Genomic DNA, 15,877 nt, shown 5'->3' with positions numbered 1-15,877 from the left:
AGAGATTCGAGATTGGCAACAGCACCACAAAAAGGGCGCTATTGCTGAAAATGCACTTGTATTTATGGTCGGGGTGAGAGGATTCGAACCTCCGGCCTCTACGTCCCGAACGTAGCGCTCTACCAGGCTAAGCTACACCCCGTGTGGCGCGATTGCGCTCAGAAGCCGATGCAATGGCCAGATCAGTTGCGTCTTGTTAGCAACTGTGCGGCCAATTCTAGCAAAGCTGCTGAATATGCATTGGTTGGTAATTGCTCTGCAGCCGCCATGGCTCGGCGGGCCTCGCCAAAGGCGGCGGCTCGTGTGACTTCCAGTGCGCCGGTCTCGCGGACGATTTGCACGATGTCTGTCAGTTGTTCGGTCGAGCCTTGCTCAATGGCTTGGCGCACGACCTGCGCCTGAGTTTCGGTGCCGCGCTCCATGGCAGCGATGAGGGGGAGGGTGGACTTGCCTTCGCGCAGATCGTCCCCCAGGTTTTTCCCCATCTCAGTCGCATCTCCGTCGTAGTCGAGGACGTCGTCAATGATCTGGAATGCGGTGCCCAACGCTTGTCCGTAGGTTGCGCATGCTTCCTCAATTTCAGGCGAGCTCTCGGCGAGTACTGCGCCGAGGCGTGCGCTGGCTTCAAACAGCTTGGCGGTTTTAGATCGAATGACGCGCAGGTAACCCGCTTCGTCGAGCGATGCGTCATGCATGTTCATCAGCTGCAACACCTCACCCTCGGCGATCACGTTGGTGGCCTCCGAGAGTATCTCCATGATCCGCATGCTGCCTGCCTCGACCATCATCTGGAAGGAGCGGGTGTGCAGAAAATCGCCAACAAGCACGCTGGCGGGGTTGCCAAATGTTTCGTTCGCCGTGGGGCGGCCTCTGCGCAGGGTGGATGCATCCACGACATCGTCGTGCAGCAGTGTGGCGGTGTGGATCAGCTCGACGACGGCCGCGAGGCTGTGCCGATGTGCTCCCTGATAGCCCAAGGCGCCGCAGACCATCAGCAGCAGTGCCGGTCGCAGGCGTTTTCCGCCAGCGGCAATGATGTACTGCGATATCTGGGCCACCAGAGGGACGCTGGACGTCAGGCGCTGACCAATGACCTTGTCGACCTCGTGCATGTCTTGTGCAACGAGCAAGAGAGGGGATGCTGCGGGGGCGGTGTGGTCAGTCAAGATGGTGGTCACAGAAAGAGACCGGATTATAGGAAGCCCCGGAGGCGCTTCCTTGCGACCATCGAGGCGGCGGCGCTGTTGTTGAAAACGGGGGTGGTGTGTTGTATTGCAATGCGCTATACTCTTGGGCTCTGCGGAAATTCGTCTGCAGAACTCATATCAAGAGGTCAACATGTACGCGGTCATAAAAACCGGCGGCAAGCAGTATCGCGTTGCTTCCGGCGAAAAAATTAAAGTAGAACAGATTGCTGCGGACGTAGGCCAGGAAATTGTGATCGACCAGGTTCTGGCTGTCGGCAACGGCGCTGAACTGAAGGTTGGTACGCCCCTGGTGTCCGGCGCAACCGTGAAAGCCACTGTCGTGGCCCACGGCAAGCACGACAAAGTGCACATCTTCAAGATGCGCCGTCGCAAGCACTATCAAAAACGCCAAGGCCATCGCCAGCAGTTCACTGAGCTGCAAATCGGTGCGATTGCTGCTTAATCGAAGGAGCTAGTCATGGCACAGAAAAAAGGCGGCGGCTCTACGCGAAACGGACGTGACTCCAAGCCAAAGATGCTGGGTGTCAAGGCGTTCGGTGGTGAACTGATCAGCGCTGGCTCGATCATCGTGCGCCAACGTGGCACACGTTTCCACCCCGGCAACAATGTCGGCGTGGGCAAGGACCACACCTTGTTCGCACTGGTGGACGGCCACGTGTCGTTCGGTACCAAGGGTGCGTTGTCCAAGTCCACGGTCAATGTGACTCCTGCCTGAGGTTCATTCCTCTGGTAGCCATCGAAGCCCCGCTTTGCCGGGGCTTTGTTGTTTGGTCTGTACGATGGCGCTCAAGTCGTCGGCAGACGGCGCCTGCAAGGCGTTCCGCAGTTCCGACAGAATCAGGCAGTCTGCTGCCGGTGCTGCGCCCTTTTGTAAACTGGATATCCCATGAAGTTCGTCGATGAAGCCTTTATTGACATTGCCGCCGGTGATGGTGGCAATGGCTGCGTGTCTTTTCGGCACGAAAAGTACAAGGAATTCGGCGGTCCCAACGGTGGGGATGGTGGTCGCGGTGGGCATGTGTTTGCCGTGGCTGATCCGAACCTGAACACCCTGGTGGACTTTCGCTATTCGCGCAGGCACGAGGCCAAGCGGGGCGAGCATGGCATGGGATCGGATATGTTTGGTGCGGCTGGTGCCGACATCACCCTCAAGATGCCGGTCGGCACCATCATCACAGACGCCGAAACGGGCGAGGTGCTCTACGAGCTGCTGAACCCGGGCGAGGTCATCACCATTGCAAAGGGTGGTGATGGCGGCTTTGGCAATATGCGCTTCAAGAGCGCTATCAACCGGGCCCCGCGCCAGAAGACACCAGGCTGGCCCGGCGAGAAGAAGAACCTGAAGCTGGAGTTGAAGGTGCTGGCCGACGTGGGCCTGCTGGGCATGCCCAATGCGGGTAAATCCACCTTCATCACGGCGGTGTCCAACGCCCGCCCCAAGATTGCAGACTACCCCTTTACGACGCTGCATCCCAACTTGGGTGTGGTTCGCGTGGGGCCGGAGCAGAGTTTTGTGGTGGCTGATATTCCCGGTCTCATCGAAGGCGCTTCGGAAGGTGCGGGCCTCGGGCACCAGTTTCTGCGCCATCTGCAGCGCACCCGCCTGCTGCTGCACATTGTGGATCTGGCGCCTTTCGACGATGCGGTGGACCCGGTGGCTCAGGCCAAAGCCATCGTCAACGAGCTCAAGAAGTATGACCAGCAGTTGTACAACAAGCCGCGCTGGCTGGTGCTGAACAAGCTGGACATGGTGCCCACCGAAGAGCGGGAAGCCCGTGTGAAGGATTTCGTCAAGCGCTTCAAGTGGAAGGGGCCGGTGTTTGAGATTTCTGCCCTCACGCGTGAAGGCTGCGAGCCGCTGATCCATGCCATCTTCCGCCATGTGCAGTCCGAACAGCGGGTGGAGAACGAGCCAGTGGAAATTGATCCACGTTTTGCAGGGGATGCGCCAGCCTGATTTGCAGTCACGGTCTGCATTCTCATTTGCTATATTAATAATAGCTATTGGCGCTTTTGGGATAAGCGCTAGCGGCCAAAAAAACTTAAAAAATGGTTTCCAGCGTATTGCGTGACGCCCGCCGCATCGTGGTCAAGGTGGGCTCCAGTCTTGTGACCAACGAGGGCCGTGGCCTCGACGAAACCGCCATTGGCGAGTGGAGTCGTCAGCTGGCGGCTCTGGTGCGTGGCGATGGCGGGCTGCCGCGCGAGGTTGTGATGGTGTCCAGTGGCGCCATTGCCGAAGGCATGAAGCGCCTGGGCTGGACCACGCGGCCGAATGAAGTTCACGAGCTGCAGGCCGCCGCTGCCGTTGGGCAGATGGGGCTGGCGCAGATGTACGAAACCAAGCTGCGCGAGCAAGGCATGGGCAGCGCACAGGTGTTGCTCACCCATGCTGACCTTGCCGACCGCGAGCGCTACCTGAATGCGCGCTCGACCCTGCTGACGCTCTTGCGCCTGGGTGTGGTGCCGGTGATCAATGAGAACGACACCGTCGTCAACGACGAAATCAAGTTCGGCGACAACGACACCCTGGGCGCACTGGTGGCGAACCTGGTCGAGGCCGACGCGCTGATCATCCTCACCGACCAGAAGGGCCTGTACACGGCCGACCCGCGCCGCGATGCGTCCGCGCAGTTTGTGCACGAAGCCAAGGCCGGCGACCCAGCGCTGGAGGCCATGGCCGGTGGTGCGGGTTCCAGCATTGGCAAGGGCGGCATGATCACCAAGATCCTCGCGGCCAAGCGTGCTGCTGGTTCTGGCGCCTCCACGGTCATTGCCTGGGGGCGCGAATCCGATGTGCTGGTTCGCCTCGTTCAAGGGGAGGCGCTGGGTACGCTCCTTGTGGCCCAGACGCAAAAAAAGCAAGCCCGCAAACAGTGGATGGCCGACCACCTTCAATTGCGCGGCTCGGTGGTGGTGGACGCGGGGGCTGCGGCCAAGGTGCGTGATGAAGGCAAGAGTCTGCTGCCTATCGGTATGACGGCTGTGGAGGGTGACTTTTCGCGCGGCGACGTGATTGCCGTGCGCGACGCATCCGGCACCGAAATTGCCCGTGGCCTGGCCAACTATGCTGCGGCCGAAGCCAGAATGTTGTGCCGCAAGCCTTCGACCGAATTCGAAAAGCTTCTGGGTTACGTTGCCGAGCCAGAGATGGTGCATCGAGACAACATGGTGCTGGCCGCCAGCTGACGGCGAAAGCCAGCAGCCAACGTAGCTTCTCAAAGACACCATCAGTCCACCAACAAAAACGCCTGCAAATCGCAGGCGTTTTTCATGGGACTGGCGATCACCTCGCCATTGAATTAACGCGGCGTGGTGACCGCAGGCAGTCCGTCTAGCTCTCCGGGCACACTGTTCTGCGGATCTGGATCGAAACTGGCCCCCGGTGGAAGCTCCATGCCCGGATTGATCAGCATGGACCCCGTCCGAAACATGGTGCCCGCGTGTTCGCCCTCGCGCGTGCGCATGCCACTGCGCAGGTAGCGGTTGCGCTGCTCGTGGCGAGGCAGAAAGCGGGCCAGTTCCGTCAGCGCCATTTCATAGACGCCACGCTTGAATTCGACCACGACATCCAGCGGAACCCAGTAGTCATTCCAGCGCCAGGCGTCGAATTCCGGATGGTTGGTGGCACGCAGGTTCAGGTCCCAGTCGTGTCCTACCAGTTGAAGCAGATACCAGATTTGTTTCTGGCCCTTGTAGTGTCCGCGTGCATCGCGGCGGATGTACCGGTCAGGCACCTCATAGCGCAACCAGTCCCGGGTGCGGGCCACCACGCGTACGTGGTTGGGCAATAAGCCCACTTCTTCATGCAGCTCACGGAACATGGCTTGCTCGGGGGTTTCTCCCCGGTCAATGCCACCCTGCGGAAACTGCCAGCTGTGGGTGCGTATACGCTTGCCCCAGAACACCTGGTTTTTCTGGTTGAGCAGGATGATGCCGACGTTCGGCCGAAAGCCGTCCCGGTCAAGCATAATCAAACCCCAAATTTTTAAACTGTGTCCATTATGCACGGCGCCTAGCGCGCAGCAAGTGGACGGCCCCGTTCTGCCTGCAATCGATTCCGATGAAAGCCTCCCAATTCTTTATTTCCACCCTCAAGGAAGCTCCGGCGGATGCCGAAGTGGTCAGCCACAAACTCATGACGCGGGCGGGGCTGATCAAGAAGCTGGGCGCTGGCATCTATAACTACATGCCCATGGGGCTGCGGGTGATCCGCAAGGTAGAGGCCATCGTGCGCGAGGAAATGAACCGTGCAGGCGCCGTGGAACTGACCATGCCTGTGGTGCAGCCCGCTGAGCTCTGGCAGGAAACGGGTCGCTTTGAAAAGATGGGCCCCGAGTTGCTTCGCATCCAGGACCGCCACGGGCGCGACTTCGTGGTGCAGCCCACCAGCGAAGAAGTGATCACTGACATCGCGCGCCAAGAGCTCAAGAGCTACAAGCAGCTGCCGAAGAACTTCTATCAGATCCAGACCAAGTTCCGCGACGAGCGCCGTCCGCGCTTCGGCCTGATGCGCGGACGCGAGTTCATCATGAAGGATGCTTATAGCTTCGACCGCGACCAAGCCTCGGCCAAGGCCAGCTACCAGGTCATGGCGCAGGCTTACCGCCGCATTTTTGACCGCTTTGGCCTGACCTACCGCGCCGTGGCGGCCGACAGTGGTGCCATCGGTGGCGACCTCTCCGAAGAGTTCCAGGTGATCGCTGCCACGGGCGAAGACGCCATCGTCTACTGCCCACAGAGCGACTACGCCGCCAACATGGAAAAAGCCGAAGCGCTGGCCCCTGCCGGCCCACGCGGCGCAGCCACTCAGGAGTTGACCAAAACGGCCACGCCTGGCAAGAGCACTTGCGCCGATGTGGCAGAACTGCTCGGCGTGCCTCTGAACACTACGGTCAAGTCGCTCGTGCTGGCTACAGACGAAACCAACGAAGCCGGCGAAATTGTCAAGACCCAGGTCTGGCTGCTGCTGCTGCGCGGCGACCACGACATGAACGAGATCAAGGTGGGCAAGGTGCCGGGGCTGGCGGGTTTCCGTTTTGCCACGGTGGGCGAAATCGAAGACCATTTCGGCTGCAAGCCCGGTTACCTGGGCCCCATCGGCCTGAAGAAGCCTTTGAAGATCGTGGCCGACCGCGAAGTCGCCCTGATGGCTGACTGGATCTGCGGCGCCAATGAGGTGGATTTCCACATCACCGGCGTCAACTGGGGCCGCGACCTGCCCGAGCCCGATGCCGTGGCCGACCTGCGCAATGTGGTGGCGGGCGACCGTTCGCCCGACGGCAAGGGCGAGCTGGCGATTGAGCGCGGTATTGAAGTGGGTCATGTGTTCTACCTGGGCACCAAATACAGCAAGGACATGAACGCCACCTTCCTTGGTGACGACGGCAGGCCCGCATTTTTTGAAATGGGCTGCTACGGCATTGGCGTCACGCGCTTGCCCGCTGCGGCCATCGAGCAAAACCACGACGAGCGCGGCATCATCTGGCCCGACGCGATTGCCCCCTTCACCGTGGTGGTCTGCCCCGTGGGCATGGACCGCAGCGAAGCCGTCAAGGCCACGGCCGAGCAGCTCTATGCCGACCTGCTGGCTGCGGGCGTCGACGTGATCCTGGACGACCGGGGTGAGCGCCCCGGTGCCATGTTTGCCGACTGGGAACTGATCGGTGTGCCCCACCGCGTGACCATTGGCGACAAGAGCCTCAAAGACGGCGTGGTCGAGTACCAGCACCGCCGCGACCCTGCGGCCACCAAGGTGGCGGTGGCAGACATCCTGGCCCACGTGAAGGGCCGCATGGCTGTATGAACGCGGCGCGGCTGGTTTCTGCAGTGGGCAAGGCTCCCGATGATGGGGGCTGTGTATCCCGGCGCGTGTGCCTGACGGCGCTGTCGGCTCTGTCTGCACCTGCGGCTTGGCTGGCGGCGCCCTCGCTGGCCCATGCGGGCGGGCAGCTGGAAGAGCCCCTGATGGACTCTGTGCGCACCGCCCTCAGTTCGGCCATTGCCAACCAGGCACCGCCAGAGCCCCATTTTTTCACCACCGAAGCCCGCATTCACTACGTGCGCTGGCTCGCCGCCATGAGCGACCGCCTGCGCCGCCGCAAGCCCGAATGGGAGGTCCGCCGCGACTTCCTGCAGACCGCCTGGTACGAATCCAAGCGTGCCGGGCTGGATGTGTCCCTGGTGCTGGGCCTGATCCAGGTGGAGAGTGCGTTCCGCAAATACGCGGTGTCCAGCGTGGGCGCACGTGGTTACATGCAGGTCATGCCCTTCTGGACACGGGTGATTGGGGATGGTGACCCCGGCAAGCTGTTTCACATGCAGACCAATCTGCGCTTTGGTTGTGTGATCTTGCGGCACTACATCGACCGGGAGCGGGGCGACCTGTTCATGGCGCTGGGGCGCTATAACGGCAGCCGCGGGCGTTCGCCGTACCCGGACGCCGTGTTTCGCGCACAGCGCAACTGGTTGTTCGCCGAGGGTTCACAGCTGCCCGCTGCCTAATTTGCTATTGTTTATATAGCTGCTTGCGCTTGTCCATCAAGCGCTAAATCCCAATTTGGCTGATTGTCTGAAACTCTGCAAGCGGCAACAGGAGTCAGCTCCCGAAAAGCCGATGGAGCCCGTTCGCCCACAGGCCTAGGTCGAAGTCGGCGCAGCGCTGTCTGCTGGGGAGGCCGGGATGGTGTGGCCGGAACCTGCTGACTGGGCGGTACCGAGGCGAGACACCATGACCTGGTCGATGCGGTAGCTGTCCACGTCCAGCACCTCGAACTTGTAGCCACCCCAGCTCACGCTGTCCGTCCGGCGCGGAACGCGCCGCAGCATCACCATCAGGAACCCGGCCAGGGTTTCGTAGTCGCCCGCGTGGGGCAGCTCGTCCAGCGACAGTGCGCGCAGCACGTCCTCGACCGGTGTGACGCCGTCGATGAGCCACGAGTTTTCATCGCGCCGCACAATCTGCTCTTCATCCGCCGGGCCCACCAGGTCGCCCATCACGGTGCTCATCACATCGTTCAGGGTGACCACGCCCACCACCAGGCTGTATTCGTTGACGATGACGGCAAAGTCTTCGTGCACCTGGCGGAACTGTTCCAGCACCTCCGACAGCGTGAGCCGGTCTGGGACAATCAGCACCTTGCGCACCAGACTGTCATCGGCCAGCGAAATGGGCTGGTTGTTCAGCACGCGCTGGAACAGGTCCTTGGCATCCACATAGCCCACCACATGGTCGATGTCCCCCTCGCACACGGGGTAGGTTGAGAAAGGCTCGGCCGCAATGCGCAGGCGGATCACGGAGTCCGGCTCGTCGCGCAAGAAGAAGGCCACACGGTCGCGCGGCGACATGGCGCTGGACACCATGCGCGTGTCCAGTTCGAACACATTCGTGATGACCTGCTGCTCGCGGGCGGCCAGCACACCGGCACGCGCACCCGCTTCCATCATCGCCAGGATGTCATCCGAGGTGATGCGGTCGTCCCGCAACGACGACATGCCCAGCACCCGGAACAGCGCATCCGCCCCCCGGCTGTAGAACCACACCACAGGGCGCAGCAGCGCCATGCACCAGGCCATGGGCTGCGCCAGCCGCACCACCAGCCGCTCGGGCTCGGCCATGCCCAGGCGCTTGGGGAACAGGTCGGCAAACAGGATGAAAAGGGAGGTGATGACCAGGAACGAGGCGAGAAAGCCCGCCTTCTGCGCGGCTGATTCCGACAGCCACAGGCCGAACAGCGTGGTGAAGTGGGGGCTCAGCGCACCTTCGCCCACGATACCGCCCAGGATGGCCACGGCGTTTTGCCCCACCTGCACCACGGTGAAGTAGTCGCCCGGCTGCTCCTGCATGCGCAGCACCTGGTCCGCCCTGGCATCCCCTTCGTCGGCCATCTGCCGCAGGCGCAGGCGGCGCGCTGCGGCGAGCGAGATCTCGGCCATGGAGAAAAAGGCGCTGGCTGCAATCAGCAGCCCGATGACAAAGAGGCTTTGGGAGAGGGTCATGAATGGCGACGGAGCGTGGCGCTGCGGCACACCGGATGACTGAGTGTATCTGGGCGTTCCGCAGGCACCTACCCCAGGTGTGCACACACCGGGGGGCCTGGTGGGCCTTCGGGGGTGGGGCCCCGAAGGCCAGTCCTGCAGGCGAGCGCAGGACTGGCGGCGGGGGCCTTGTTATTGCACGAAACCGATGCGGCTGCGCCCTGACGCCGCCTTGGGCAGATCAGCAATCTCCACGGTGGACCGGCGGTCCAGCCGCGCATTGCCAAAGCCCGTCATCAGCGCACGCCGCATCTCACGGGGGGGCATCTGTGCCAAGTGGTCCAGCACGTCGTCCGTCGGCTCCGGATCCAGCAGGCGGCCCCAGTCGTGCCCTGCGCGGATGCCCTGGTACAGGTTGCGGGCAATGGTACGCGCCTGCTCCAGCGTGGGCGCCTCCACCTCGAACACGTTCATGCGGTTCAGGATGGGGTCGGGGATGCCGCGCGTGTCGTTGGCGGTGGTGATCCAGATCACCTGGCTGGCGTCGATGGCCACCTCCGCAAACTCGTCGGTAAAGCTCTGGGCCGTGTCGTACTCCAGCAAGCTGTACAGAGCGCCCAGCGGGTCGTACTGTGCATCGCTGCTGGCCTTGTCGATCTCGTCCACCACGATCACGGGGTTGGCGTATTCGCCCTCCACCAGAGCCTCGAACACCTTGCCCGGGCGCGCGCCTTTCCATTGTGCGGACGATCCCGACAGCAGCCAGCCTGCGGTCATGGAGCTCATGGGCAAGAGGTTCATGCCCGTGCCCAGCAGCTCGGCCAGGTGGCGCGCAAAGTGGGTCTTGCCGATGCCGGGCGGGCCCAGCAGCAGCATGGGCGTGACCTCCAGGCCATCGCTGCTGTCCTGCGCCAGCGCCACGTGGCGCTTGACGTCGTCCAGCACCTCGGTGAAGTTGGGCAACTGCTCATACAGGCTGGCCATGTCGGGGATGCCCGAGGGCTTGACCTGAAAGCGCTCCGGACCACGTTCCAGCATGCGTTCGTACACGGTGCGCAGGGTTTCGTATTCGCGCTGGTTGCCCGACTCCTGCAACCGTGCGAGCTTGCGCTCGACGTCACCGGGGTGGAACACATTGCGCATCTGGGCCACAGGCAAGCGCAGGGCGGGTGGCTGGGGAACAAGGCTATGGCTGGTCATTGCATGCTCCTGTGATGGTTACGTCACGCAACCATTCAAGCACACAACATGCCCGCTTCAGCACCGGAAAAGCCCCTGATTGGTGCCACTGTTGCGGGCAAACAAAAAGGCCGCCCGAAGGCGGCCTGGTTTGCACGGGGTAGTGGCCGCGTCGATCAGCCTTCGGTGCCCAGCACCTGCTTGAGTTCGCCCGACTCGTACATCTCCATCATGATGTCCGAGCCACCGATGAACTCGCCCTTCACGTACAGCTGGGGGATCGTGGGCCAGTTACTGTATTCCTTGATGCCCTGGCGGATTTCGTCGTCTTCGAGCACGTTGACGGTCACCACGCTCTTGGGGTCCACGCCGCAGGCCTTGAGGATCTGGATTGCGCGGCCCGAGAAGCCACACATGGGGAAGCTGGCGTTGCCCTTCATGAACAGCAGGATGTCGCTGGATTTGACGAGGGTGTCGATGCGTTGTTGGGTGTCGCTCATGGGAATACTCCTTGAAAGGGGCTGGCGGGCGTGGGGTTCTGAAAGCCCGCAATGGGGTGGATTATTTCACTGTCTGCGCCAGCGGCCACTGCCCGCCCGAGCAACGCGCAATGCCCGCGAGGTCATTGCGGCTTTGTACCAAGGCAAAACCCTGGGTGGCGAGCAGGGCCTGCACGGCTTCGGCCTGGTCGTAGCCATGCTCCAGCAGCAGCCAGCCGCCCGGCTGCAGGTGCGCGGGCGCCTGGGCGACGATGGTGCGGATGTCTTCGAGGCCGTCTGCGCCGCTGGCCAGGGCCTGCAGGGGTTCGTGCGTCAGCGCGGCCAGGTGGGGGTCGGTACTGGCGATGTAGGGGGGGTTGGAGATGATCGCGTCAAAAAAACCATCCACGCCTTGCAGCCAATCACTACGCTGAAACCGCGCCGGCAAACCCAGCCGCTGTGCATTGGCCTGGGCCACGGCCAATGCATCGGCACTCGCGTCCACCCCCAGTACCCTGGCGTCAGCGCGCTGGCTTTGCAGCGCCAGTGCAATCGCGCCGCTGCCGGTGCCCAGGTCCACCACGCGCGGCGATGTCAGCGGGGCGATCACTTCCAGTGCCCAGTCCACCAGGGTTTCGGTGTCGGGGCGTGGGTCCAGCACGCGGGCGTCCACCTGCAGCGGTAGGCCGTAGAACTCCTTGCGTCCGGTGAGGTAGGCCACCGGCTCGCCCGCCAAGCGGCGCTGGCACAGGGCGATGAATTGGGCATGTGCTGCCTCTTCCATCGCATCCGTGTCGTGCGCCAGCAGCCAGGCGCGGCCTGCGTCGTGGCGCGCCAGGGTGTGCAGCAGCAGCAGTTGCGCGTCGATGCGCGCCAGTCCCAGGGTGTGGGCCTGGTTCAGTGCCTGGGCGAGGGTGGGGGATGTGTTGGTCACTATTGATTTAATAGCGGCTAGCGCATGACAGATAAGCGCTAGAGGCCAATATTGTTCAAATTCTGAATATGGTTCAGCTTGCGGTACCCATCTCCAGCTCTTCGAGCTGTTCGGCCTCGCGGGCGTGGGCCAGGGCCTGCAGCACATCGCCCAGGTCGCCTTCCATCACCTGCAGCAGCTTGTACAGCGTGAGGTTGATGCGGTGGTCGGTGAGGCGCCCTTGCGGGAAGTTGTAGGTGCGGATGCGGTCGCTGCGGTCGCCGCTGCCGATCAGGCCCTTGCGCAGCGCGGCCTCCTTGGCGGCGCGCTCGCTGCGCTCCTTTTCCTGGATACGTGCCTGCAGCACTTGCAGCGCCTTGGCCTTGTTGCTGTGCTGGCTGCGGCCGTCTTGGCATTCGGCCACGATGCCGGTGGGCAAGTGCACCACGCGCACGGCCGAATCGGTCTTGTTGATGTGCTGGCCGCCAGCGCCGCTGGCGCGGAAGGTGTCGATGCGCAGGTCTGCCGGGTTGAGCTTGATGGCCTCGTGCTCGTCGGGCTCGGGCATCACGGCCACGGTGCAGGCGCTGGTGTGGATGCGGCCCTGGGTTTCGGTGGCGGGCACGCGCTGCACGCGGTGGCCGCCGGATTCGAATTTGAGAGCCCCGTAAACATGGTCACCCTCTATGCGCAGGACGATTTCCTTGTAGCCACCCAACTCGGCCGCGTTCTCGCTCACCACCTCCACCTTCCACCCTACGTTGGCCGCGTAGCGGGTGTACATGCGCGTGAGGTCGCCCGCAAACAGGGCGGATTCGTCGCCGCCCGTGCCCGCGCGGATTTCCACAAACGCGTTGCGGGCGTCGTCGGGGTCCTTGGGCAGCAGCAGGCGCTGCAGTTCGTCTTCCAGCTGCAGCAGCTCGGCCTCGGCGCTGGTGATTTCTTCCTGCGCCATCTCGGCCATGTCGGGGTCGGCCAGCATCTCGCGCGCGCCGGCCAGATCGGCCTCACGCTGCTGGTAGCGGGCGTAGCGGCCGGCGACCTGCGTGACTTCGGCATGCTCGACGGAGATGCGCCGGTACTGCGCCATGTCGCTCATGATGTCTTCGCGCGAGAGCAGGAAGTCGAGTTCGCCCAGGCGCTGTGCGTAGCGCTCCAGCTGGCTTCGGAGAAAGGGTTTCATGGAATTCTGGAAAAATGGTTTGCTACATATTTGGTAGCTTGTGGCGCTTGTGTATCAAGCGCTAGGGGCCGATTTTGATGAAAACCGGGGCGGCTGCGGAGCGGGCGAGCGCCGCTACAGGCCGTTGTTGTTGGGCGTCTTGCTTTGCGAGCGCAGGAACAGACGCGAGACGGTCTGGGCTGTCTGGGCGCGCATCTCGGCGTCGCCCGCGCGCAGCTCGGCCAGTGTGCCGTGCAGCATCTTCTGCGTGAGGCCACGCGAGAGCGCTTCGAGCACGGCGTCCACATCCTCGCCCTTGGCCAGCAGCTTCTTGGCGCGCGCGATTTCCAGTGCACGCCACTCGTCGGTCTGGGCGTTGAGCTGCTGAATCAGAGGTACCACACCACCGGCTTGGCCGACAGGGCTGCGCAGCTCCATCCAGTGCATGAAGCTCTGCACGCCCGCGTCGATGATGGCCTCGGCCTGGGCCACGGCGGCCTGGCGGTTGGCCTGTGCGGTCTGCACCACGGTGGCCAGGTCGTCCACGGTGTACAGGTACACATCGCCTAGCGCTTTCACTTCGGGTTCGATGTCGCGCGGCACGGCCAGATCGACCATGAACATGGGGCGGTGGCGGCGCTTCTTGAGGGCGCGCTCCACGGCACCCAGGCCGATGATGGGCAGGCTGCTCGCGGTGCAGCTGATGACGGCGTCAAACTCGTGCAGGCGCTCGGGCAGGTCGGCCAGGCGCATTACCTCGCCGCCAAAGCGGGTGGCGAGCTTTTCGCCGCGCTCCAGGGTGCGGTTGGCAATGGCGATGGCCTTGGGGTTCTTGGCGGCGAAGTGCGTGGCACACAGCTCGATCATCTCGCCCGCGCCGACGAACAAAATCTTGGTCTCGGAGATGTCTTCAAATAGCTGGCCCGCCAGACGCACTGCGGCGGCGGCCATGCTGATGCTGTGCGCACCAATCTCGGTGCTGCTGCGCACTTCCTTGGCCACGGCAAAGCTGCGCTGGAACAGCTGGTTGAGCGTGGTGCCCAGGGCGCCAGCGGTTTCGGCAGCGCGCACGGCGTCTTTCATCTGGCCGAGGATCTGGGCCTCGCCCAGCACCATCGAATCGAGCCCGCTGGCCACGCGGAAGGCGTGGCGTGCGACGAGGCTGTCTTCCAAGGTGTACGAGTGCGAGCGCAGCAGCGCGGGGCTGACGCCGCCGCTCTGGGCCAGCCAGCCCAGCGTATGGTCCATGGCTGCCTGCTCGCCCGCGCAGTAAATTTCGGTGCGGTTGCAGGTGGAGATGATGGCTGTTTCCACCCCGGGGTGGCGGCTGGTGGAGCCCAGCGACTGGCGCAAACCGTGTAATGTGGGGGCAATCTGGTCGAGCGCGAACGCGAACCGGCCACGCAGATCGAGCGGCGCGGTGGTGTGGTTGATGCCGAGGGCCCAGACTGCCATAAGCTGCGATTATAAAATTGTTGGCCCGAACAGGCGGCCTTGCTTGTTCAAGCCTTGATTTGGGTCAATTTCATGGGTCCACTGGACATCGCCAACCACCTTCTCAACTTTGTTGCACCCGCCGCCGCCATGGCGCTGGTGCTGGTGCTTTCGGGCCGTCTGGTGGGCTCCCGCAGTGCCTCGGCGATGTCGGTGTGGCTGCGCTGGGTGATTCTGTTTGCCGTGGGTGTGGCGGTGCTCGCAGCGGGGCTGGTGCTGTGGGGGCGTGACGGCAAGATGCTGACCTATGCCGCCCTGGTTGTGGCCTGCGCTACCTGCCAGTGGGTGCTGGTGCAGGGCTGGAAGGCTTGAAGCTTTCAGCAAGCCGTCACGTGTTTTGAGGGTTTGCGAGGGGTGGTTTTGGGGACTCTGGCGCCCTTGTGTCTGATAGCCTTGGTGCCGCCCCCATGGCGTGCCATGTCATGGGTATTGGCGGTTTGACCCGCCGCTGACGAAGCCCCCTACACCGACTGCTGGAGACATTCCCCATGAAGCTGCTGCGTACCTGGATCACCCTGGCTGCGGGCTTGGCCCTTTCCGCTGCCGTGCACGCACAGGCTTTTCCGTCCAAACCCATACGTGTGGTCGTGGGCTTCCCTGCTGGCGGGCCTTTGGACCAGCATGCACGCCTGCTGTCCGATAAGCTGCAGGCCGTGCTCGGCCAGCCGGTGGTGCTGGACTACAAGGCCGGTGCCGGTGGCACCGTGGGCGCGCAGGACGTGATGAAAGCACCGCCCGACGGCCACACCATCATGCTGGCCAACACGGGTGTGATGGTGATCAACCCGGGGCTCTACAGCCGGTTGCCGTATTCGACCCTCAAGGACTTTGTGCCGATTGCGCGCACCGCCATGCAGCCACTGGCGCTGCTGGTGAACCCCAACGTGCCTGCCAAGAGCCTCAAGGAGTTCATGGACTACGCCCGGGCCAAGCCGGGCCAGGTCAACTTTGGCTCGGCGGGCAATGGTGGCATCAGCCACCTGGTGCCCGAGATGTTCAAGACCGCCACGGGTCTGTTCATGGTGCACATCCCCTACCGGGGCAGCGCCCCGGCGTTCACCGACCTCATGGGCGGGCAGGTGCAGTTCATGGCCGAGAGCATTCCCCAGGCCGCCGCGTACCACAAACAGGGCAAGGTGCGCGCCCTGGCGGTGACCAGCAAGGAGCGCAACCCCGCACTGCCCGATGTGCCCACGGTGATCGAGAGCGGCATCAAGGGATTCGAGGTGGTGGGTTTCTATGGCTTTCTGGCCCCGGCCGGCACGCCCAAGGAGGCTGTGAACAAGCTCAGCGAGGCCTTCGGCCAAGTGCTGCAGATGCCCGATGTGCGCAACCGCATGGTGAGCCAGGGGGCCGACCCGGCGTTTCTGGGCTCGGAGGACTTCGCGAAATTCCTGGCGTCCGAGATGCCACGCTGGGCCGAGGCGGTGAAAAAGTCGGGCGCGAAGCTGGACTGACCCCCTGA

General features: G+C 63.1%; 17 protein-coding genes and 1 tRNA gene. 8 read left to right on the top strand and 10 right to left on the bottom strand.

From position 1 onward, the window contains the following. Positions 1-65: 65 nt before the first annotated feature. Positions 66-142, bottom strand: a tRNA-Pro gene (locus C8C93_RS14970). A gap of 40 nt (positions 143-182) precedes the next feature. Then, a complete protein-coding gene (locus C8C93_RS14965; RefSeq protein ID WP_121507428.1) occupies positions 183-1,112 on the bottom strand; it encodes a polyprenyl synthetase family protein in 930 nt (309 codons plus the stop codon). A gap of 226 nt (positions 1,113-1,338) precedes the next feature. Between C8C93_RS14965 and rplU the strand changes: the two genes are divergently transcribed. Both rplU and rpmA read left to right on the top strand, forming a co-directional pair. Continuing rightward, positions 1,339-1,650 (top strand): 50S ribosomal protein L21, encoded by a 312-nt coding sequence (rplU, locus tag C8C93_RS14960; protein WP_005794184.1) that lies wholly within the window; start codon positions 1,339-1,341, stop codon positions 1,648-1,650. A gap of 15 nt (positions 1,651-1,665) precedes the next feature. Then, on the top strand, positions 1,666-1,923 hold the full coding sequence (gene rpmA / locus C8C93_RS14955) for a 50S ribosomal protein L27 (protein WP_008905145.1): 258 nt from the start codon (positions 1,666-1,668) through the stop codon (positions 1,921-1,923). A gap of 3 nt (positions 1,924-1,926) precedes the next feature. On the opposite strand, the gene C8C93_RS25430 is transcribed toward rpmA, so the two are convergent. After that, complete coding sequence (locus C8C93_RS25430) at positions 1,927-2,226, bottom strand: hypothetical protein (RefSeq protein WP_233559615.1); 300 nt, start codon at positions 2,224-2,226, stop codon at positions 1,927-1,929. Between C8C93_RS25430 and cgtA the strand changes: the two genes are divergently transcribed. Together cgtA and proB are read left to right on the top strand one after the other, a co-directional pair. Continuing rightward, a complete protein-coding gene (cgtA, locus tag C8C93_RS14950) occupies positions 2,155-3,165 on the top strand; it encodes an Obg family GTPase CgtA (RefSeq protein WP_233559599.1) in 1,011 nt (336 codons plus the stop codon). The two genes, C8C93_RS25430 and cgtA, sit on opposite strands and share 72 nt — an antisense overlap. Before the next feature lie 92 nt (positions 3,166-3,257). Then, positions 3,258-4,397, top strand: a complete 1,140-nt coding sequence (proB, locus tag C8C93_RS14945; protein ID WP_121507427.1) for a glutamate 5-kinase — start codon at positions 3,258-3,260, stop codon at positions 4,395-4,397. A gap of 113 nt (positions 4,398-4,510) precedes the next feature. Here the strand turns inward: proB and C8C93_RS14940 are convergent, their stop codons facing one another. Then, positions 4,511-5,179: an RNA pyrophosphohydrolase gene (locus C8C93_RS14940; protein WP_055399169.1), complete on the bottom strand. Its 669-nt coding sequence runs from the start codon at positions 5,177-5,179 to the stop codon at positions 4,511-4,513. 92 nt (positions 5,180-5,271) lie between these two features. On the opposite strand from C8C93_RS14940, the gene C8C93_RS14935 reads away from it, so the two are divergent. Together C8C93_RS14935 and C8C93_RS14930 are read left to right on the top strand one after the other, a co-directional pair. Next, a complete protein-coding gene (locus tag C8C93_RS14935; RefSeq protein WP_121507426.1) occupies positions 5,272-7,014 on the top strand; it encodes a proline--tRNA ligase in 1,743 nt (580 codons plus the stop codon). Beyond that, positions 7,011-7,712, top strand: coding sequence for a lytic transglycosylase domain-containing protein (locus C8C93_RS14930; protein WP_121507425.1), 702 nt, complete (start codon positions 7,011-7,013; stop codon positions 7,710-7,712). Before C8C93_RS14935 ends, C8C93_RS14930 begins: the two co-directional genes overlap by 4 nt. A 135-nt stretch (positions 7,713-7,847) precedes the next feature. Here the strand turns inward: C8C93_RS14930 and C8C93_RS14925 are convergent, their stop codons facing one another. The 6 genes from C8C93_RS14925 to hemA form a co-directional block, all read right to left on the bottom strand. Beyond that, positions 7,848-9,206: a hemolysin family protein gene (locus C8C93_RS14925; protein WP_121507424.1), complete on the bottom strand. Its 1,359-nt coding sequence runs from the start codon at positions 9,204-9,206 to the stop codon at positions 7,848-7,850. Between the two features lie 171 nt (positions 9,207-9,377). After that, complete coding sequence (locus tag C8C93_RS14920) at positions 9,378-10,385, bottom strand: AAA family ATPase (RefSeq protein ID WP_055399161.1); 1,008 nt, start codon at positions 10,383-10,385, stop codon at positions 9,378-9,380. Positions 10,386-10,540: 155 nt separating this feature from the next. Further along, positions 10,541-10,864 (bottom strand): Grx4 family monothiol glutaredoxin, encoded by a 324-nt coding sequence (gene grxD / locus C8C93_RS14915; RefSeq protein WP_055399159.1) that lies wholly within the window; start codon positions 10,862-10,864, stop codon positions 10,541-10,543. Positions 10,865-10,925: 61 nt separating this feature from the next. Further along, a complete protein-coding gene (gene prmC, locus C8C93_RS14910) occupies positions 10,926-11,777 on the bottom strand; it encodes a peptide chain release factor N(5)-glutamine methyltransferase (RefSeq protein ID WP_121507423.1) in 852 nt (283 codons plus the stop codon). Between the two features lie 73 nt (positions 11,778-11,850). Further along, a complete protein-coding gene (gene prfA, locus C8C93_RS14905) occupies positions 11,851-12,939 on the bottom strand; it encodes a peptide chain release factor 1 (protein ID WP_121507422.1) in 1,089 nt (362 codons plus the stop codon). 114 nt (positions 12,940-13,053) lie between these two features. Further along, positions 13,054-14,373 carry a glutamyl-tRNA reductase gene (hemA, locus tag C8C93_RS14900; RefSeq protein ID WP_121507421.1) on the bottom strand — a complete coding sequence of 440 codons (1,320 nt, stop codon included), beginning with the start codon at positions 14,371-14,373 and terminating at the stop codon, positions 13,054-13,056. 72 nt (positions 14,374-14,445) lie between these two features. Here hemA and C8C93_RS14895 point away from each other — a divergent pair, with 72 nt between their 5' ends. Both C8C93_RS14895 and C8C93_RS14890 read left to right on the top strand, forming a co-directional pair. Next, positions 14,446-14,724, top strand: coding sequence for a hypothetical protein (locus C8C93_RS14895; protein ID WP_121507420.1), 279 nt, complete (start codon positions 14,446-14,448; stop codon positions 14,722-14,724). A 176-nt stretch (positions 14,725-14,900) separates the two neighbouring features. Beyond that, the gene (locus C8C93_RS14890) at positions 14,901-15,869 is read left to right on the top strand and encodes a tripartite tricarboxylate transporter substrate binding protein (RefSeq protein WP_055399149.1); all 969 of its coding nucleotides are present in this window, start codon (positions 14,901-14,903) and stop codon (positions 15,867-15,869) included. Positions 15,870-15,877 lie beyond the last annotated feature (8 nt).

Origin of the sequence: Acidovorax sp. 93 (genome assembly GCF_003633835.1) — a bacterium.
Classification (GTDB): Bacteria; Pseudomonadota; Gammaproteobacteria; order Burkholderiales; family Burkholderiaceae_C; genus Acidovorax; species Acidovorax facilis.
Note: the sequence above shows the minus strand (reverse complement) of the source record. Positions and strands in the feature narration are given on the sequence as shown.